The 19,729-nt window shown below is 68.9% G+C and carries 14 protein-coding genes; 8 read left to right on the top strand and 6 right to left on the bottom strand.

Annotation, left to right across the window (positions count from 1 at the left end):
- Positions 1–19 precede the first annotated feature (19 nt).
- The gene (locus O3I_RS14680) at positions 20–1,075 is read left to right on the top strand and encodes an N-acetylglucosamine kinase (RefSeq protein WP_051066946.1); all 1,056 of its coding nucleotides are present in this window, start codon (positions 20–22) and stop codon (positions 1,073–1,075) included.
- 4 nt (positions 1,076–1,079) lie between these two features.
- On the opposite strand, the gene O3I_RS14675 is transcribed toward O3I_RS14680, so the two are convergent.
- Positions 1,080–1,598: a lytic polysaccharide monooxygenase auxiliary activity family 9 protein gene (locus tag O3I_RS14675; RefSeq protein WP_029893104.1), complete on the bottom strand. Its 519-nt coding sequence runs from the start codon at positions 1,596–1,598 to the stop codon at positions 1,080–1,082.
- Between the two features lie 302 nt (positions 1,599–1,900).
- Between O3I_RS14675 and O3I_RS14670 the strand changes: the two genes are divergently transcribed.
- The 4 genes from O3I_RS14670 to O3I_RS14655 all read left to right on the top strand — a co-directional run bounded on the left by O3I_RS14670 (position 1,901) and on the right by O3I_RS14655 (position 5,474).
- Positions 1,901–2,320: a pyridoxamine 5'-phosphate oxidase family protein gene (locus tag O3I_RS14670; RefSeq protein ID WP_014983712.1), complete on the top strand. Its 420-nt coding sequence runs from the start codon at positions 1,901–1,903 to the stop codon at positions 2,318–2,320.
- Between the two features lie 167 nt (positions 2,321–2,487).
- Positions 2,488–4,212, top strand: coding sequence for a DUF3556 domain-containing protein (locus O3I_RS14665; RefSeq protein ID WP_014983711.1), 1,725 nt, complete (start codon positions 2,488–2,490; stop codon positions 4,210–4,212).
- A 43-nt stretch (positions 4,213–4,255) separates the two neighbouring features.
- Complete coding sequence (locus O3I_RS14660) at positions 4,256–4,957, top strand: NUDIX hydrolase (RefSeq protein WP_041563806.1); 702 nt, start codon at positions 4,256–4,258, stop codon at positions 4,955–4,957.
- Positions 4,958–5,009: 52 nt separating this feature from the next.
- Positions 5,010–5,474, top strand: coding sequence for an NUDIX hydrolase (locus O3I_RS14655; protein WP_014983709.1), 465 nt, complete (start codon positions 5,010–5,012; stop codon positions 5,472–5,474).
- A gap of 70 nt (positions 5,475–5,544) precedes the next feature.
- Here the strand turns inward: O3I_RS14655 and O3I_RS14650 are convergent, their stop codons facing one another.
- Positions 5,545–7,572, bottom strand: a complete 2,028-nt coding sequence (locus O3I_RS14650; protein ID WP_081594299.1) for an MMPL family transporter — start codon at positions 7,570–7,572, stop codon at positions 5,545–5,547.
- Positions 7,573–7,634: 62 nt separating this feature from the next.
- On the bottom strand, positions 7,635–8,210 hold the full coding sequence (locus O3I_RS14645; protein WP_014983707.1) for a TetR/AcrR family transcriptional regulator: 576 nt from the start codon (positions 8,208–8,210) through the stop codon (positions 7,635–7,637).
- A 145-nt stretch (positions 8,211–8,355) separates the two neighbouring features.
- Here O3I_RS14645 and O3I_RS14640 point away from each other — a divergent pair, with 145 nt between their 5' ends.
- A complete protein-coding gene (locus tag O3I_RS14640) occupies positions 8,356–9,609 on the top strand; it encodes an NADH:flavin oxidoreductase/NADH oxidase family protein (RefSeq protein WP_014983706.1) in 1,254 nt (417 codons plus the stop codon).
- A gap of 92 nt (positions 9,610–9,701) precedes the next feature.
- Positions 9,702–11,024, top strand: a complete 1,323-nt coding sequence (locus O3I_RS14635; RefSeq protein ID WP_014983705.1) for a phosphatase PAP2 family protein — start codon at positions 9,702–9,704, stop codon at positions 11,022–11,024.
- Between the two features lie 45 nt (positions 11,025–11,069).
- On the opposite strand, the gene ilvD is transcribed toward O3I_RS14635, so the two are convergent.
- Genes ilvD through O3I_RS14620 form a run of 3 tightly spaced genes read right to left on the bottom strand, consistent with a single transcriptional unit; the run spans position 11,070 to position 14,866 of the window.
- Positions 11,070–12,776 (bottom strand): dihydroxy-acid dehydratase, encoded by a 1,707-nt coding sequence (ilvD, locus tag O3I_RS14630; protein ID WP_014983704.1) that lies wholly within the window; start codon positions 12,774–12,776, stop codon positions 11,070–11,072.
- Positions 12,777–12,835: 59 nt separating this feature from the next.
- On the bottom strand, positions 12,836–13,600 hold the full coding sequence (locus O3I_RS42630) for an alpha/beta fold hydrolase (RefSeq protein ID WP_014983703.1): 765 nt from the start codon (positions 13,598–13,600) through the stop codon (positions 12,836–12,838).
- A 51-nt stretch (positions 13,601–13,651) separates the two neighbouring features.
- Positions 13,652–14,866: a family 2 encapsulin nanocompartment cargo protein terpene cyclase gene (locus tag O3I_RS14620; RefSeq protein ID WP_014983702.1), complete on the bottom strand. Its 1,215-nt coding sequence runs from the start codon at positions 14,864–14,866 to the stop codon at positions 13,652–13,654.
- Between the two features lie 500 nt (positions 14,867–15,366).
- Here O3I_RS14620 and O3I_RS43350 point away from each other — a divergent pair, with 500 nt between their 5' ends.
- Entirely contained in the window at positions 15,367–19,665 is a 4,299-nt protein-coding gene (locus O3I_RS43350; protein WP_014983701.1) for a MupA/Atu3671 family FMN-dependent luciferase-like monooxygenase, read from the top strand.
- Positions 19,666–19,729 lie beyond the last annotated feature (64 nt).

The raw sequence follows: 19,729 nt of genomic DNA, 5'->3' as shown, positions 1-19,729 counted from the left end.
CTGGCGGGGGAAGCGTTTGATGAAACTCCCACAGAACGAGCAGGTTCCGGGCGTCCTCGCGATCGACGCGGGCAACAGCAAGACCGACGTCGCCCTGGTCGCGCTGGACGGAACGGTCCTCGCCGCGGCGCGCGGCGGCGGCTATCAACCCTATCGGGACGGGGCGGAGCAGGCGATCGCGGGGCTCACCCCGCTGGTCGACGCGGTGGCCGAACAGGCCGGGCTCACCCGCGCGCGGGTGCTCACCACCCGGGTGAGCGCCTGTATGGCCAATGTCGATCTGCCCATCGAGGAGCGACGCTTCCACGCCGCCATCGCGGGCAGGCCGTGGGGGCTCTCGGTGGGCGTCGCCAACGACACCTTCGGCCTGCTGCGGGCCGGCACCGACGGTCCGTGCGGCGTCGCGGTGGTCTGCGGGGCCGGGATCAACTGCGCCGGGCTGCGACCGGACGGGCGGACCGCGCGTTTCCCGGCGCTCGGCGTGCTCACCGGAGACTGGGGTGGCGGCGGCGGAATGGCCGCCGCGGCAATGTGGTACGCGGCGCGGGCCGAGGACGGCCGGGGCGAGCCCACGGCGCTGTCCGCCGCGATCGGCGCGTATTTCGGGATGGCCGGGGCCAACGCGGTCGCCGAGGCGATCCACCTCGGTCAGCTGGCCGAACATCGGCTGCACGAGCTGGTCCGGGTGCTCTTCGCCACCGCGGAAGCGGGTGACCCGACCGCGCTGCGGCTGATCGATCGGCAAGCCGACGAGATCACCCGCCTCGCACTCGTCGCCCTGCGCAAGCTCGAACTGCTCGACGAACCGACCCCCGTGGTGCTCGGCGGTGGTGTGCTCGCCGCACGACAGCCGCTGCTGATCGACAATGTCCGGGCCCGGCTGGCCGCCGCCGCGCCGCTGGCGGAGCCCCGAATCGTCGTCGCCCCACCGGTTCTCGGCGCGGCCCTGCTCGGGCTGGACCATCTCGCGGCGAGCCCGGCGGCGCAGCGACGGCTCCGCGCCGCGTATCCGGCTACGCAGGAGCCACCGGAGGGCCGGTCCGGGTTCGCCAGCGAGATGGGTCAGTTGGCCTGAGCCGTTACCGGCCGATCTGCAGATCGACGCAGGAGTAGAAAGCGTTCGGAGTATCGGCGATATTCCATACGCTGCGCAGCTTCTGCTTACCGGTGAAACTGCCGAGATTCACCGTGTGCGTTTCGGTCGCACCCGGCGGCCGATTGTTGCCACTGATGTCGGCGACCTTGGTGTTCCCGATCCAGTACTCGTAGTTCGTGGTCCGGTGCCGGGCGGTGAACGTCCAGGTGAAGGTCACCGTGCTGCCGACCTGGTGGACCTTCCACGGCTTGCTGTCGTCGTCGAGGTCGGCCCAGCGCCGGTCACCGGCGCTGCAATTGCGCTGTCCCTTGGGGCCCTCGACGCTCTGTGGCTCCCATTTGATGGGGCCGCAGGGCAATTGGTTCTGCGCGCACTGCGCCTGCCGGCTGGCCGGCGAGGAAATATAGCCGTGTGCGTTGGCGGGCCCCGCGGGCAGCACGGCGACGACGAACGGTGCCAGACCTGCCGCCGTGACGATGGACAGCATTCTTCTGTTGAACATGGGTGACTCCCTGTGCCCGGAATGGGCAATAGTCGGCCGAATATTCGGCTCTATGCGGTAGGTATTCGAACCTTAAAGCGCCGCCATATAATTGGTCGAGTGCACAGGAGTGGGGAGGCAACTGGGGACCGTGAATAACGAAATAGACTCGAGCCGAACGGTATTCACCGCGATTCGTACTAAGATCATTTCCGTTTCATTGCTCATTACGCAATAGCGAATTTCGATCTTCCGGCGCCCGGAATAGATCGCGATGTCGCAAGGTTCGTCGTAGGGAAGTCCGCCGACCGAAAGGATCCCCGATGGCGAAGATGACCAGCGATGAACGCGAGAAGTTCCTGGCCGAGTTGCACGTGGGGGTGATCGCGATCGAACGCGCCGATCGCGCGCCGCTCGCGGTGCCGATCTGGTACGGGTACGAGCCGGGTGGCGAGGTGAAGATCTGGACCGACAACGGCTCGGTGAAAGAGCGCCTGATCCGGGCCGCGGGGCGGTTCTCGCTGACCGCGCAGGTGGAGCAGCCGCCGTACCGGTACGTCACCGTGGAGGGCACGGTGACCAGCATCGAGCGCGCCACCGTGGACGACGTGCTGGCCATCGCCGTGCGCTACCTCGGCCCCGACGAGGGCAAGGCCTTCGCCGAGCAGAACCTCTCCGAATCCTCGCTGCTGGTCAGCCTGCGACCGGAGAAGTGGCTGAGCACGGACTACTCCAAGGAATAGCGAATCCCGCGGCCACCACACGAGCCGTGTCGATGTCAATCAACTGTCCCGGTGTGTGCGCATGTCCGGACAGTTGATTGACAGCAAATGTCGCAACTGCCAACGTATCCAGGGACCGCGAGGTCCTGATCCGGTGGGCCCCCGGCGTTGTCGAGCGGAGCGTGCTGATGGGTTTTCTCGAGCCCGACCTACCAGTGGTCGATCTGCCGGAATGGCGTAAAGGCACACGCGCCGAACGGATTCGGCCGATGGCCCGGCATTGGGCCGAAGTGGGTTTCGGCACTCCGGTCGCTCTGCACCTATTCTATGTCGGCAAGATCTGCCTCTACCTGCTCGGCGGCTGGCTGATCGCGCTGAGCACCGCGGGCATCGACGGATTCACCGCGGTGGGCGACTGGTGGTCGGAGCCGATCGTCTTCCAGAAGGTGGTGCTCTACACCCTCTTGTTCGAGGTGGTCGGGCTCGGTTGCGGGTTCGGACCGCTGAACAACAGATACTTCCCGCCGCTCGGCTCGATCCTGTATTGGTTGCGGCCCAGGACAATTCGGCTACCGCCGTGGCCGAACCGGGTGCCGTTGACCAGGGGTACCGATCGCACGATCATCGATATCGCTTTGTATGCCGCACTGCTGGTTGCGATTTCGGTCGCGCTGGTCTCCGATGGCACCGGACCGGTGTCGGAGATGAATACTTCCATCGGGCTGCTGCCGGTATGGGAGATCGCAGTGATCCTCGGACTGCTCGCCGCAATCGGGTTGCGCGACAAGGTGATATTCCTGGCGGCGCGCGGTGAGGTGTACGCCACGCTGACGGTCACCTTCCTGTTCACGGCCGCCGATCCGATCGTCGCCGCGAAGGTGGTTTTCGTGGTGATCTGGATGGGCGCCGCAACCTCGAAACTGAACAAGCACTTCCCGTTCGTGGTGTCCACGATGATGTCGAACAGCCCGGTGTTCCGGCGCAAGTCGCTCAAACGCAGGTTCTTCGAGAACTTCCCGGACGATCTGCGACCCGGCCGCCTCTCCCGGCTGTTCGCGCACGGCGGCACCGTCGTCGAGATGTGCGTGCCGGTGGTGCTGTTCTTTTCGCACGGCGGCCCGGTGACCGCGGTGGCCGCGATCCTGATGATCGGCTTCCACCTGGCCATCCTGACGGCGGTGCCGATGGGAGTTCCGCTGGAGTGGAACGTCTTCATGATCTTCGGCGTGCTGGTGCTGTTCGTGGCACACGCCGATCTCGGCTTGGGCGCACTGACCCAGCCGGTGCCGGTGGCGGTGCTGTTCGTGGTGATCGCGGGCATCGTCGTCACCGGAAACCTGTTCCCGCGCAAGATATCCTTCCTGCCGGGCATGCGGTACTACGCGGGCAACTGGGACACCACGATGTGGTGCGTCAAGCCGTCCGCGGCGGCGAAGATCAGCCGGCATATCGTCGCGATCGCCAGCATGCCGCAGGCCCAACTGGAACGGTTCTATGGGAAGGACCGCGCGGAGATCCCGATGTACATGGGATATGCCTTCCGCGCCATGAACACCCACGGACGCGCGCTGTTCACGCTGGTGCACCGGGCGATGCCCGCGGGACACGAGGACGAGTACGTCCTCACCGACGGCGAACGGATCTGCAGCACCGCCGTCGGCTGGAACTTCGGCGACGGGCACCTGCACAACGAGCAACTCATCACCGCGCTGCAGCAGCGGTGCCACTTCGAGCCCGGTGAGGTCCGCGTGGTGCTGCTGGACGCGCAGCCGATCCACAAGGGCACTCAGGCCTATCGGCTCGTCGACGCCGCCACCGGCGAGTTCGAGCACGGCGTGGTGCACGTCGCCGACATGGTGACCCGCCAGCCCTGGGCCGACGACGTGCCGGTGCATGTCGGGCCGGGAAAGTGAACTCGGCGAACGATTATGGCCGGAGTGCGGCAAGATCGAAGGCATGACTCCCGGACCGTTCCTGCCCGAGAGCGTCGACGAATTCCGCGTCCTCGCCCGCACCCGGTTGCGTCGGTTCGTCCGGACCGAGGTGCCCGACGAGCCGGGCCTGCGCCGCGCCGCGGTACTGCTGTGCGTGGTCGGGCAGGCCGACGGCTCCCCCGCGGTGATCGTCATCCGACGGGCCTACCAGGGCCGCAACGCGGGACAGTGGGGACTGCCCGGCGGCCGGATCGATCCGGGTGAGACCGCCGAACAGGCCGTCCTGCGGGAACTGCACGAGGAACTCGGCATGACGGTCGCGTCCACCGATCTGGTCGGCCTGCTCGACGACTTCCCCGCCGCTTCCGGATTCGTGATCACGCCGTTCATCGCGGCGCTGCCCGACGCCGCCGAGCTGACCCCGAACCCGAGCGAGGTCCACTCGGTGCACTTGGTGAACCTCGACCGGCTCGCCGCCGACGACGTGCCGCACTGGGTGTCGCGGCAGCAAGCGGTCCCGCAGCCGGAACTGCGCGACGAGCCCGCGCCGGTCGCTGCCCCAGACGACGTGCGCCTGCTGCAGATGCGGCTGGGCAGCGATATGACGATCCACGCGCCCACCGGCGCGCTGCTCTGGCAGTTCCGCGAGCTCATCCTGCTCGGACGGGACCACGACAGTGCCCGCGTCTCCCATTTCACCCAACCGGACTGGACCCAGCACTAGCGGACGTGCCGGACATGGCATGCTCGGTGCCCATACCCGATCAGGAGGCCAGGTGACCATCTTCCGCACCATCGTCGGCGTGCAACTACTGCTGATCGAGAACGGGCGGGTCCTGCTCGCGCGCCGGCGCAACACCGGGTTCGCCGACGGGCAGTGGAACGCCCCGGGCGGCAAGCTCGACGAGGGCGAGGACGTCCTGACCGCCATCATCCGCGAGGCCGACGAGGAGATCGGCGTCCAGGTAGAGCGGGACGACGTCGAGCTGGTCGCCTCGATCCACATCCAGCACCCACCCGGCCAGACCCGGATCGTGTTCGTCTTCCGCGCCCGGAACTGGTCCGGCGAACCCTGCAACCGTGAACCCGACTCCTGCTCGGAGCTGCGCTGGTTCCCCCTCGACGAACTCCCCGAGAACACCATCCAGAGCACCCGCGCCGGCCTGGACCTCTACCGCCGCGGCGAGAACTTCGGCGTCTACGGCTGGCCCGAACCCTCCCTTATCGGCGACCCCAGATAGCCCTTCAGCGCGGCCGCCAGAACGTGGGCTTGCCGCCCGCGATGGGCGCTGTGCGCGACGACGTCGGGCATTACGGCGTTTTCTGCGGGGTTCGGGAGAGGGCGTTGGGCCACCAGATTTTGGGGCCGACGATGCTGAAAAGGGCTGGGATCACTACGGTTCGGACCAGGAAGGTGTCGAGCAGGATGCCGAGGCCGACGATGATGCCCAGCTGGGTGAGGATGATCAGCGGCAGGACACCCAGGACGCAGAAGACGGCGGCCAAGACGATGCCCGCGCTGGTGATGACCGAGCCGGTGGCGGCGACCGCGCGGACGATGCCCTGGGTGCTGCCGTGCTCGGGCGTCTCTTCCTGCGCCCGGGTGACCAGGAAAATGGTGTAGTCGATGCCGAGGGCTACCAGGAACAGGAAGGCATACAGCGGCGCACTGGTGTCCAGCGCCGGAAAGCCCAAGAGGTGCAGGCTGATCCACGCGCCGAGCCCCAGCGCGGCCAATGCGCTCAGCACCGAGACGCCCACCAGCAGCACCGCGGCGGGCACCGCCCGCAACAGGGCCAGCAGGATCACCGACACGATGGCCAGGATCGTCGGAATCACCACGCGCTGATCGTGTTCGGCGGCCGTACGAGTGTCCAGACCCTCCGCGTCGCCACCGCCGACGAGCGCGCCGGGCACGTCGGCCAGCTCGCCGCGCATCGCCTCGATAGCCGAGAAGGCTTGCGGTGAACCGGGTTCGGCGTTCAGCACGACCGAGAAACGGGTCAGACCGGTCGGCGACGTCCCGGTGGGCCGCGCGTCGGTGACCCCGGGCACGGCGCGCAGCGTCTGTTCCACCGCGGCAGCCGAATCACTGCGGGCGAGCACGATGGTCGGGTTCGCCGCCCCGGCCGGGAAATGCGCGGCAAGCGTGTCGAAACCCTCGACGGATTCGGCACGGACTCGGAACTGATCCGTCTGGGAAAGCCCCACGTCGGCGCCGATCAGCCCGGCCGCGCACGCGCCGAGCGCGACCAGCGCCGCGCACGCCACCAGCACCGGCCTGCGCACCACCCGTGCCGCGATCGCATGCCAGATCCCCGTTTCCGCCGCGACCCGATCGTCGGCGCGGGGCACGAACGGCCAGAACACATTCCGTCCGCACAGCGCGAGCGCCGCGGGCAGCGCGACGAGCACGAACAGCAGGGCGACCAACAGCCCGGCCGCCGCACCCACCCCCAGACTGCGCGTATTGGGCAGCGAGGCGAGCAGCAGCGTCAGCAGCGCGGCGACGACGGTGACGTTGCTGGCCAGGATCGCGGGCCCGGCGTGGCGCACCGCGTGCCGTAGCGCGGTCCGATGATCGGGGTGCCGGTGCAACTCGTCGCGATAGCGCGAAACCAGCAGCAGCGCATAGTTCGTCCCGGCGCCGAAGACCAGCACGCTGGTGATGCCCGAGGTCGAACCGTCGAAGGCCAGCCCGGTCCAGCGCGCCAGCCCGGTGCCGACGGCGGCGGCGACCCGGTCCGCCGAGCCGACGACGAGCAAGGGCACCAGCCAGAGCACGGGCGATCGATAGGTGGCGACGAGCAGCAGCGCGACGACGGCCGCGGTCACCGCGAGCAGGGTGATGTTCGCGCCGGCGAAGGAATCGGCGATGTCACCGCCGAACGCGGGACCACCGGTCACCTGGATGCGCAGATCGGCTGGTTGCGCCGCCTTGACGTCGTCGCGCAGTTCGTCGATGCGATCGGTGAGCGCGAATCCGCTCAGCGTCGAATCGACGGGTACCCGTCCGATCGCGGCTTTCCGGTCGGGCGCGACGAGCGGCTCCCCCAGCTTCGCTCGCAGACCCGCCAGATCCTCGGGCCGCAATTCCGTGCCGTCTGTGCGGGTCACCACGACGACCGCGGGCGCGGTACCCGCGTCGGGAAACTGGGTGAGCAGTTCTTTGACGCGGGCCGATTCCGCGCTGCCCGGCAACGAGTTCGGGGCCTGTCCGGCGGCGTCGTTGTCGCCGATCCCGCCGATCACGCCGAACGACACGGCAACGAGCGCGAGCAGCAGTACCCATGATTTGCCGGCGGTGACGACGGCCGCGAACCGATCCCACATGCGCATCACCACACGATGGCAGAACCGGGCCCGGCGCGCTCGCTACCCGCGCGAGCGGGTGGGCATGATCACCGCTGCGCGCGGGGCTCGAGGGCCAGCAGCCGATCGAGCTGGGTGGCCACCCGATCCAGCGGGGTGACCGTGCGACCCGCGATCGCCATGATGACCGCGCCCTCGATCGCGGCGACGGTCATGGTCGCCAGCGACGCTGCGGGTTCGTCCGCGATGCCTTCGGCAACCAGCTGATCGGTGAGCAGGCCCTCCCACGCGGCGAAGGATTCGGCGGCGATGGCCGGGGCCGCGGGCACCTCCGATCCGGCCAGTGCGGCGGCGACGACCGGGCACCCCGCGGTGAAGTCGGAGGCGACGAGCAGTTCCTTCCACATCTTCACGAACGCGGCGAGCCGGACGGACGCGCTGCCCTTGCCCGCGTTCGCGGCGATACCGGCCGCCATGATCTTGCCCGCCGCCCGGGTGGCTTCCTCGACCAGTTCTTGTTTCCCGCGCGGGAAATTCTGATAGATCGAGCGGCGCGCGGTGTTGCTGTAGGCCACCAGTTCGGTGATGCCGGTGCCCGCGACTCCGCGGCGTCTGATCAGGTCGATCGTGCCCGCGATCAGCCGCTCGCGTGGACGGATGGTCACCGCGGACCTCCTGATCTCTCCTGGGTTCCAGCTCCGATACCCAGCCTAGGACATGTCCGGCGGTATCCGAGGGCCTTGCGGTAGTACGACCATACTACTACCGTGATGGCTATTACACCCGGTTACGGCTACCAAAGGACCGCCCATGCCCGCCACCGTGACTCTGTCCGATCAACTCACCCTGCCGTGCGGCCAGGTGCTGCCCAACCGGCTGATGAAATCGGCACTCAGCGAGGGCCTGGCCGATCCGGGCGGCAGTCCCGGTCAGCGCCTCGAACGCCTCTACACCCGCTGGGGCACAGGCGGTTTCGGGCTGGTCGTCACGGGCAACGTGATGGTGGATCGCGGACATCTGGGTGAGCCGGGCAACGTGGTGATCGATGACGACCGCGACCTGGACGGTCTGAGCCGCTGGGCGAAAGCCACCAAAGACGGCGGGGCGCCCATCTGGATGCAGCTCAATCATCCGGGCAGGCAGGCGAATCCGCTGGCCACCCGGACCCGGCCGGTGGCGCCGTCGGCGATCGCACCGAAGATTCCCGGCATGCCGACGCCGCGCGCGCTCACCGACGCCGAGATCGAGGCGATCATCGACCGCTATGCCACCACCGCCCAGGTCGCGGAGACCGCAGGGTTCGACGGCGTCCAAATCCACGGCGCGCACGGCTATCTCGTCTCCCAGTTCCTCTCTCCGCTGGCCAACCAGCGCACCGATCGCTGGGGCGGCGACGCCGAGCGGCGACGCCGGTTCGTGCTCGAGGTGGTGCGGCGCATCCGATCCGCCGTGAGCCCGGGTTTCGCGGTCGGCATCAAGCTGAACTCCGCGGACTTTCAGCGCGGCGGCTTCACCGAGGACGAGTCGCGGGCGGTGGTCGAGCAATTGGCGCACGAACACCTGGACCTGATCGAGATCAGCGGCGGCAGTTACGAATCCCCGGCGATGATGGGCCGCAACGACACTCGCTCCGACAGCACCCGCGCCCGCGAGGCCTACTTCCTCGACTACGCGCAGACCGTGCGCACCGCGGCGGCCGGCGTGCCGATCGCGGTCACCGGCGGTTTCCGTTCCCGGTCGGTGATGGCCGAGGCGCTCGCGGCCGCGGACTGTGACGTGATCGGTCTCGGCCGCCCCACCTGCCTGACCCCGGACGCGGCCACCGGACTGATCACCGAACGCGACGACCGACTGCGCACGGTGCCGATCGGAGTGCGCGGCCGGCTCGCCCAGGTCGGCAGCCTGCGTTCCTTCGACGGCGCCCTGGACCTGCAGTGGCACACCGACCAACTGCACCTGCTCGGCGCAGGCGACGACCCCGACCCGGCCAGGCCGTGGTGGAAGACCACCGTCACCATGCTGAGCCGCAACGGGCTCGACGCCTTCCGCCGCAAGCGCGGCTGAGCCGGGCCGGACAGCCGGGCCGAACCTGACAATGAGCGGCGGCTGTTAACCGGCCTGCGTAGTCACGTTCACATCGTGTTTACGATGTCCGAATGCTTATTCACGACCCGCAACGAGCCTCGCCCGACACCGAGCAGCTCGCACCGCGCCGGCTGCGACCGGCGCTGGTCTGGTGCGCGCTGGCCGCCGCGGCGCTCGTGCTGGTCCTCGGTCAGGTCGTGGCCGTGCACATCCACGCGCTGGGCCCGCTGACCAGCCTGGCCTGGGACTACGTCGGCAGGCCGAAATCGGCGACCACACCGTGGGCCGGTTTCCTGCTCGCGCTCGTCGGCGTCACGACCCGGGTCCGGCTCAACGCGCTCGCCGCGGCCGTCGGCATCGATGTGGTGTTCGTGCTCATCCGGGCGGTCGAGGGCCGCGCGTTCACCGTCGGCAACGGCCCGACCATCGTGCTCACCGCGCTCGCGGTCATCGCCGCCTGGCGGTGGACCGGCGCGACGCGACAGGTCGCCCTGCGCACCATCGCGCTCGGCGCGCTGCTCATCCTCGCGACGAAGGTCGGCGAGATCTGGCTGGACGTCACCGCGTGGGCCTGCCCGCAGGTGCTCGATCCCTATGTGCAACTTGCGGATCGGGCGCTCGGCAGTCCGTCCTGGCTGGTCGGCCACGCCCTCGAGGTGGCGGGCCCGATCCCGCTCGGCATCGTGCGCTGGGTGTACTTCGAGCTGCCCGCCGCGGCCATCGTCGTCGCCATCTGGCAGTTGCGCGGGGTGACCACCGGCGCGTGGCCGCGGCACCACCTGGTGCGCACGTTCTTGGCGCTCGGGCTGATCGGGCCGATCTTCTATGTGGTGTTCCCCGTGGTCGGCCCGATCCTCGCGTTCGGATCTTGGGGCCACGGCATGGAATTGGCGAACGTCTGGCCCGATGTCGTGCCGCCGGTGCCCGCTTCGGTCGGGTCCATGCCGTTCGACGGGATCACGCCGCGCAACTGCATGCCGTCACTGCACACCGCATGGGCGCTGTCGCTGTTCATCCATTCGCGCCGCGGCCCGCGCTGGCTGCGCTGGGGCGGCACCTTCTGGCTGGTGTGCACGCTGATCGCGACCCTGGGCCTCGGCGCGCACTACGGCATCGATCTGATCATCGGCGCGACGCTGTGCCTGACCATCGAATCGGTACTGCGCGAACCGGATCGCGGCTGGGACCGGTACCGCGTGCGCATGGTTGCGCTGGGCGTCGGCACATTCACGGTGCTGCTGCTGTGCATCCGTTATCTGGCTCTACCGATGGCGACGCACCCGGTCCCGTTCGGTCTGGCGGTCCTCGCCGCGTTCGCCGCTGTGGTGTACACGTTTTACACGACCTGGTTCAGCGGGGATCGAGAACAGTTGGCGGAGAACATCATTCGCTGAGCCGCGGGACGCTCGGCGCGGTATTTCCGCGCCGAGCGCAAGGTATCAGTCGCAGACCGCGCCGAACGACGCCGACCCGACCAGCTTCGAGTACTTAGCGAGCACGCCGCGGGTATAGCGGGGCGGCAACGGTTCCCACCCGACCCGGCGTTGTTCGAGGTCCGCGGCGTCGACCAACAGGTCGAGCGTGCCCGCGCCGACGTCGAGCCGGATCTGATCCCCGTCCCGGACATACGCGATCGGCCCGCCGTCCACCGCTTCCGGGGCGACGTGGCCCACACACAGACCGGTGGTGCCGCCGGAGAATCGGCCGTCGGTGAGCAGCAGCACATCTTTGCCGAGCCCCGCACCCTTGATCGCGGCGGTGATGGCGAGCATCTCACGCATGCCCGGCCCGCCCTTGGGCCCCTCGTAGCGGATGACCACCACGTCGCCCGCGGTGATCGTGCCGTCCTCGAGTGCGTCCATCGCCGCCCGTTCCCGGTCGAAAACCCTTGCGGTGCCGGTGAACACGTCGGAGTCGAAACCCGCCGACTTCACCACCGCGCCGCCGGGCGCGAGCGAGCCGTGCAGGATGGTGATGCCACCGGTCGGGTGAATCGGCGCGCGCATCGCCCGCACCACCTTGCCGTCCGGGTCCGGCGGCGCGATCTCGGCCAGGTTCTGCGCCACGGTCCGGCCGGTCACGGTGAGGCAATCCCCGTGCAGCAGACCGGCATCCAGCAAAGCCTTCATCATCACCGGCACGCCGCCGATGCGATCCACGTCGGTCATCACGTGCTTGCCGAACGGTTTCACATCCGCCAGATGCGGCACCCGGCGGCCGACCCGGGCGAAATCCTCCAGGGTCAGATCGACCCGCGCGTCGTGCGCGATCGCCAGCAGATGCAGCACGGCATTGGTGGAGCCACCGAACGCCATCACCACGGCGATCGCGTTCTCGAACGCCTCCTTGGTGAGAATGTCGGCGGTGGTGATGCCGCGCCGGAGCAACTCGACGACCGCTTCACCGCTGCGCCGCGCGTATCCGTCACGGCGCCGGTCGGTCGCGGGCGGGGCGGCGCTGCCGGGCAGCGACATGCCCATCGCCTCGGCGGCACTGGCCATGGTGTTGGCGGTGTACATCCCGCCGCACGCGCCCTCGCCCGGGCAGATGGCCCGTTCGATGGCGTCCACGTCGGCCCGGCTCATCAGCCCGCGCGAGCAGGCGCCGACCGCCTCGAACGCGTCTATGATCGTCACCTCGCGCTCGCTGCCGTCGGACAGCTTGGCTATGCCGGGCAGGATCGAGCCCGCGTACAGGAAAACGCTCGCCAGGTTCAACCGCGCGGCCGCCATCAGCATGCCCGGCAGCGACTTGTCACAGCCGGCCAGCAGCACCGAGCCGTCGAGGCGCTCGGCCTGCATCACCGTCTCGACGCTGTCGGCGATCACCTCCCGCGACACCAGCGAGAAATGCATGCCCTCGTGGCCCATCGAGATGCCGTCGGACACCGAGATGGTGCCGAACTCCATCGGGTAGCCGCCGCCCGCGAAGACGCCGTCCTTACTCGCCTTGGCCAGCCGGTCCAGCGAGAGATTGCACGGCGTGATCTCGTTCCACGAGGAAGCGACGCCGATCTGGGATTTCCCCCAGTCCGCGTCCCCCATGCCGACCGCGCGCAGCATGCCGCGCGCGGCGGTTTTCTCGAGGCCGTCGGTGACGTCGCGGCTGCGGGGCTTGATATCGGGGGTGTTCGGATCAGTGGGCACGATGGTCCATCATCCTCCGCCCGGCGCGGATCCCGCGCCGGGCACGCCCGGACGAGCCGTCAGACTCGGCGATCTCCGGCCAGGAAGGGCGCCACCTGGCGCAGCACCTCGGCCGCGTTGTTCCAGCACGCCACGTGATCGTGCGCGGGCAGCGCCCAGAACGGCGTGCCGGTCTGTTCGGCGAAGGTCCGCATCGGCTCGAACCAGATGTCCTCGGTACCCGCGTACATGAGCATCGGCACGTCCGACTCCGCGAGCCGGTCCTTCAGGCCGGGCTCCCGGGAGAACGCGGCGTAATTGGCGCGCAGCGCCGCCGGGTCCGCCGCCTCGATCACCGCCGCGAGGCCGGGATCGGCCAGCGAACCCTGCTCGATCAACGGGTACAGGTCCGCGTCGGCGGGCAGTTCCAGCTGACCGCGCATCAGCGCGAGCGCCGAGCCGAACCCGTCGATGGGGTCGAACGCGCCCGCGACCAGCCGGGTGAGCCGCTCGGGGGCGTGCACGGCCACGGCGTAACCGGTCAGCGCGCCCAGCGAGTAGCCCCAGAAGGCGGCGCGGTCGACGCCGACCTCATCGAGCACGGCGGTGATGTAGTCGGCCCGCCGCGCCAACGCGTAGTCCGCCGTCTCGCCGGGCGCATCGCTCGCGCCGAGGCCCAGCGGATCCACGGTGATCACCGTGTGGTCGGCCGCGAGGACCGAGGTGTACCCCGCCGTCGCCCAGTGCGCCCCGACCTGGAACATGCCCGGATGCAACACCACCGGCGGACCGTCGCCGACCACCTCGAAGGCGATCTTGTGTCCGTTACTGCGTGCGATGGGCACCCGCTACTCCTTGTCACGTCCGGTCGAATCCTGGACGAGAGTACCGATCGCCTATTCGGACGCGTCACGCTTGTAGCGGCTGCTGGCGCTGTGCCATTCGAAACCACCGGCCATCCAGGCCTGCGCGCCGCGCAGGAACCGATGCAGCTCCGGCGACGGGATCGCGGCGAGCTCACGCTGGTTCGCCTCGAATCCGCGGACGAAATCGTTGTGCAGGGCCACGGTGCGTTCGATCGCGTCGTCGAGCGAACAGCTCTCCTCGGCCTGGATCAACAGCACCAGGTTGGAGTCCGGGAGTTCGTCGGCCGCCTCTTTCTCGGCCGAATAGAGATCGTTGACGAGCACCGACGCCGTCCCCGCCTGCATCAGCGTGCGGTGGAAAAGCGGTGCGTAGAAAAGGTTTCCGGTGAGTTCGTAGCTCCCGACGACGTCGATCAGCGTCATCGAGGTGTAGAAGCTGTCGTGCTGTCGTGCCGCGAGGTAACGCCATGCGGGCGGCGGTGTTTCGAGATACCGCCACGCCGCGTAGGCGGTCCAGCTCACATACATCTGGAACGTGGTGTTGCACGCGCGCATCACCTGGGACGGCGTCGCGTGCCGGGACAGGTGCGCGGTGGCCGACTTCAGCGCCACGAGAACAGGATCCGCGGCCACCGCCTCGTCGAGCTGTTCGGTGAAGCGGCCCGCGGGTGGCGGCGGGTCCATCGCCGACATCACCAACGCCAGCCGCGGCGGCAGTTCCGTCGGGGTCGCGCCCAGCGGCGTCTCGTCGGCGTAGTAGTCGTCGGCCGCCCACCAGGCGGCATTCATCTGCGCCGCGACGAGCAGCAGGTCCGGGTCATCGCTGTCGGGATGGGTGAGCATCGCCAACCGCCCGAAGCCGGTGTCGCGGAACTTGTCCATGCGACCCTCGTGGATACCGACGTCTTCGGCCCACGCGACCAGCCGCCGATTGACCTCCGCACCCAACTCCTCATCGATCCGCGCGGTCGCCGGACAATACAGCGGCGAATGCGACCCGTCGCCCCATTCCCGCTCGATATACGGCAGCGGCGCGCAGGTGTCGTGTCGAACGTGTTCCGGGCGCAACAGGGTTCGACCGATTCCGCGCTCCGCCAAGGGAATCGACGGTGGTTCGGTGAGAGCGCAAGCGATGTCGGCGTTTTCGCCGGATTCGACGGCGGCCGGCGACGCCGCACCCGGAATTCGGAACGCCGAGGTCCCCAAACCGGACGGGGCGGCGAATTGCGATGGAGATCGGCGCATGACGTTGTCCTCCCGAGCACTGTCACGGATGGAAGCGTTTTCGATCGGTACGGCAATTGCCCGCCTGGGCCGACTCATCTACCAGACCCATGCGGCCATGGTGGTTCCTCGTCATTGGGAGAACTCACTCGAATGGTGGCCCACCCGGGTTCACACCGGACGCCGGGCCTGTCACGATCCTGTATGCGCGTGAAGCCGTTAGCTGCCAACAAGGGTAGTGCCAACATTCGCCGGGCGTCAGAGGAATTCACGAAGTATCGACGGCACCGGCCCGGCTGCCGGGGCCAGGCGCAGCAACCGACGCGAGTCGGCGGGACCGTCCGGCATCGTCCTCGCCCGGCACCGCCACCGGACCGACGCCGCGGGCGGAGGAAGTGGGGGCTTGTCGCCGGTTGCGACAGCTTGTTGACTGGCCGGGAAGCTTTTGGAGTCGAGACTGGCGATCGTGTCGTTCGTGCCGGGGATCCCTTTGCGCCCATGATCGCCGCGTTGGAGGGACCGTGGCGCTACGCCGTGCGGCGACACTTCCGCAGCTACTGGCCGATCGAGCCGCCGAGACACCGGATCGGCCCGGCTTCACGTACCTGTCCGACACCGGCGATACGCGCACACTGAGCTACGGCGAGGTGTACGCCGCGGCAGCGGATATCGCCACGACGGTGCGTGAGGTCGGCGCACCGGGCGATCGGGTGCTCGTCGTCGCGGTGTTCGGCCCGCACTTCCTGACCTCGTTCTTCGGCTGCATGCTGGCCGGGCGAATCCCGGTGCCGGTCGCGAATCATCAACCCGGAGCGGCATTCTCGGACCTCGCAGCGCTGGCGAACCTGGCCGCGGATTGCGCGGCGACGGCGATCATGGCACCCCGCGCCGCACTCGACCGGATCCGGGCGGCGGGTGCGCAGTACCCGCAACTGGCGCGGATCGCATGGCTCGCCGACGACGAACCATCCGGCACCGCAACCGAATTCGGAGCCGTAGCACCGGAAAGCCTTGCGTTCCTTCAGTACACATCGGGCTCGACCCGCGCACCGCGAGGCGTCATGGTCACCCACACCAACCTCATGCACAATCTGGGGGTCATCGAGCGAACCTTCGGGCACACCACCGACAGCAAGGGCGTCATCTGGCTGCCCGCGCAGCACGACATGGGGCTGATCGGCGGTCTCCTGCAACCGCTCTACGCGGGCTTTCCGGTGGTGCTGCTGTCCCCGGAGACCTTCGTCCGCGATCCGCTCACCTGGTTGCGCGCCATCTCCGAACACGGCGGCACCACCAGCGGCGGGCCGAACGTCTGCTACGACTACAGCGTGCGGCGGGTCGCCGCCGCCGAGGTCACAGGCCTGGACCTCAGCCGCTGGGAGGTCGCGTTCGTCGCCGCGGAGCCGATCAATCCGCGTGCGCTGCAACGCTTCGCCGACCATTTCGCACCGGCGGGGTTCCGGCCGCAGAGTCTGACGCCCGGCTACGGGCTGGCGGAGTCGACCCTGTTCGTCAGCGTGACGCCGCGCGGCGCGGGCGTGCGTTCCACCGTGCTGGCCGGACGCGAGGTGGTCAGCTGTGGCGAGCTGTCCGGCGGCGACGCCGCCATCGTGAGCCTGGCGGGCGACCAGCGGGCCGAACCGGGCGAGATCGGCGAGATCTGGTTGAGCGGACCGAGTGTCGCCGCCGGCTACTGGAGCAGCGACGCCGAGACCGCGGCGGCCTTCGGAGCCCGTTTGCCCGGCGACCCGGCGACCTATCTGCGCACCGGCGACCTCGGGTTCCTGCGCGACGGCGAGCTCTACGTCACCGGGCGGGTGAAGGAGCTGATCATCATCCGCGGACGCAACATCGCGCCGCAGGACATCGAATGGACCATCGAGACAAGGCATCCCGCGCTGCGCCGAGGGCGGTGTGCGGCCGTCGGCGTCGAAGTCGACGGAACGGAGTCGCTCGCGGTACTGCTGGAAGTGGACGCCGACAAGCTCGCCGGCACCCTGGCAGATCTGGAAACCTCTATCCGGCAAGCCATCTCGCAGTCCTACGGTCTCGACCTGCACTCGGCGGTCTTCCTCTCCCCAGGGCAGCTACCGCGTACGACCAGTGGCAAAGTACAGCGGCTGAAGGCCAAGGAGGAGTTCCTCGCCGAGGCCACGCGGCCCACCCCGACGGCACCCACCGAGGGCGTGCCGGCCCGGCTCGCGCGCTGGCTGGCCCAGCGCACGGGCGTCCCAGCCGCCGAGTTGGACACCGAGAAGCCGTTGACCACAGTGGGTCTGGATTCGGTGAAAGCCGGCGAGTTCGGCGTCTTCGTGGAGCGCGAGTTCGGCTACACCGTCTCGGCCGAGCGACTGTTCGAGGGGCTGACGACGGCGCAGCTGGCCGCCGACATCGTGGCGCGAAGGCCGACCGGCGCCATCGGCGCAGTGGAACGCCGCGCCCACCCGGCTCGATCCGCCACCGCCCCGGTCGAATTCAGCCTGTTCTTCTTCGCCAGCGACGCGCAGCGGGACAACGCGAACCGCTACGGCTTGTTCCTCGACAGCGCTGCCTTCGCCGACCAACACGATTTCCGCGCTATCTGGTTGCCGGAGCGGCACTTCCACCGCTTCGGCGGGCTGTTCCCGAATCCGGCGGTGCTCGGTGGCGTGCTGGCCAGGACGACCAAACGGATCCGGATCCGCGCGGGCAGCGTGGTGCTGCCGCTGCACGATCCGGTACGCGTCGCCGAAGACTGGTCCATGATCGACAATCTCTCCGGCGGCCGGGTCGATATCGCGTTCGCCACCGGCTGGAATCCGGACGACTTCGTGCTCGCCCCCGGCGATTACGCCGAGCGCGAGCAGGTGATGCTGTCCGGCGCGGACAAGGTCCGCCGATTGTGGCGCGGCGAGTCGCTCACCCTGCCGAACGGGAAGGGAGAACCGGTAGCGATCCGGACCTTCCCGCCACCGGTCCAGTCCGAGCTGCCGATGTGGATCACGTGCAGCGGCGGCGTCGGCCGCTTCGAGCAGGCGGGCGCCTTGGGCGCGAATGTCCTGACCGCGCTGCTGTTCCAGGACATCGCCGAACTGCGCGGCAAGATCGAGGCCTATCGCAGCGCTCGTGCGGCCCACGGCCACGACCCGCGCACCGGCCACGTCACGCTGATGCTGCACACCTTCCTCGACCCCGACGCGGACCGGGTCCGGGCGGTGGTCGAGCGGCCGTTCAAGGAGTATCTGCGTGATTCGGTCGATCTGTGGCGACGCGGTGCGGAGCCGCTGAACAATCTCGATGCGGCCGAACAGGATCGGGTGCTGGACTACGCGTTCGCCCGCTACTTCCACACCAGCGCACTGCTCGGCACTCCGGAACACGCCGCGACGATGGTCGCGGAGCTGGCGGCCGCCGGGGTGGACGAGATCGCCTGCCTGGTCGACTTCGGCGTCGAGCCCGCGGTGGTCCTCGACGGGTTGCGCCACCTCGCGACGCTGCGAGACCGATTCGGCGTGTTGCCGGATCAGTACGCCGCGCGGAATGCGGTGCGCGACAGGCACCCCGGCACAACCGCCGCCCCGCCCGCCGACGAGCTCGCCGACGCGGAGCTCAGCGCGTCCGTGCGTGGTCGTCATGCGCTGGCCCACCGCAACAGCGGCGGAGTGCTGGCCAAGGCCCGTGATTTCGATCTGGCGCGCCGGTTGCAGGAGGCGGACCTGCTGCCGTTCTACCCCGACCTGAGCGACTCGGATGGCGCCACCTGCCGATATCAGGGTCGGCAGCTGATCATGTTGGGTTCCAACAACTATCTGGGCTTGACCGCGGACCGGCGGGTCCGTGAGGCCACCGCCGCGGCGGCTCTCGAGGACGGGCCGAGCGTCACCGGCTCCCGGCTGATGAACGGCTCCACCCCCGCGCACGGCGCGCTCGAACGCCGCCTCGCGCGTTTCCTCGGCCGGCCGGACGCGCTCCTGTTCACCACCGGATATCAGGCGAATCTCGGCTTGCTGTCCGCGTTCATGGGTGCGGGCACAGTGCTACTCGTCGACGAGCAGTGCCACGCGTCCATCTACGACGGCGCAGCTATCGGTGGGTGCAGGCTGATCCAGTTCCGGCACAACGACAGTGCCGACCTCGACCGGCGCCTGCGCACCGACGCACACGGGCTGCCCGCGCTGGTGATGGTGGACGGCGTGTATTCGATGTCCGGAGATATCGCGCGCCTGGCCGAGATTCGCGCGGTGTGCGACCGCCACCAGGTCCCACTCGCGGTGGACGACGCACACGGCCTCGGCATGATCGGCGCGACCGGACGCGGCGTCGAGGAGGAACTCGGGCTGGCGGGCTGCGCCGATATCCTCACCGGAACGTTCTCCAAGAGTCTCGCGTCGGTGGGCGGCTGGCTGGCCGGGCCGCGCGATCTGCTCGACTGGGTGCGGTATTACGGTCGCGCCCAACTGTTCTCGGCGTCTATTCCGCCACCCGCCGTCGCCGCGGCCGCGGCCGCGCTCGACATCTTGGCGGCCGAACCCGAGCGTGTGAAGAAGGTGCGTGCGCTGTCGGCACGATGGCGGACGGGCTTGGCGGAGTTGGGCTTCGACACCGGTACCTCGACCACCACCATCGTGCCGGTACTGATCGGTGACGAGTTGCTGTGCCTGCGTTTCGCGAAACGCCTACTGGACGAAGGTGTCTACGCCAACTGCGTGCTGGCGCCCGCGGTGGCGGCCGACCGGGCGATGATGCGCACCACGGTTACCGCGGTGCACGAACCCGACCAGCTCGACCGCGCGCTGACGGTGTTCGAGAAGGTCGGGCGCGAGTTGCGCGTACTCGCCTGACGCACCCCGCCGTGCTACCGCGTCCGTTCTGTCCTGTGACAACGGGTGCGGGGAGCCGGTAGAG

The organism is Nocardia brasiliensis ATCC 700358 (assembly GCF_000250675.2).
Lineage (GTDB): Bacteria > Actinomycetota > Actinomycetes > Mycobacteriales > Mycobacteriaceae > Nocardia > Nocardia brasiliensis_B.
Note: the sequence above shows the minus strand (reverse complement) of the source record. Positions and strands in the feature narration are given on the sequence as shown.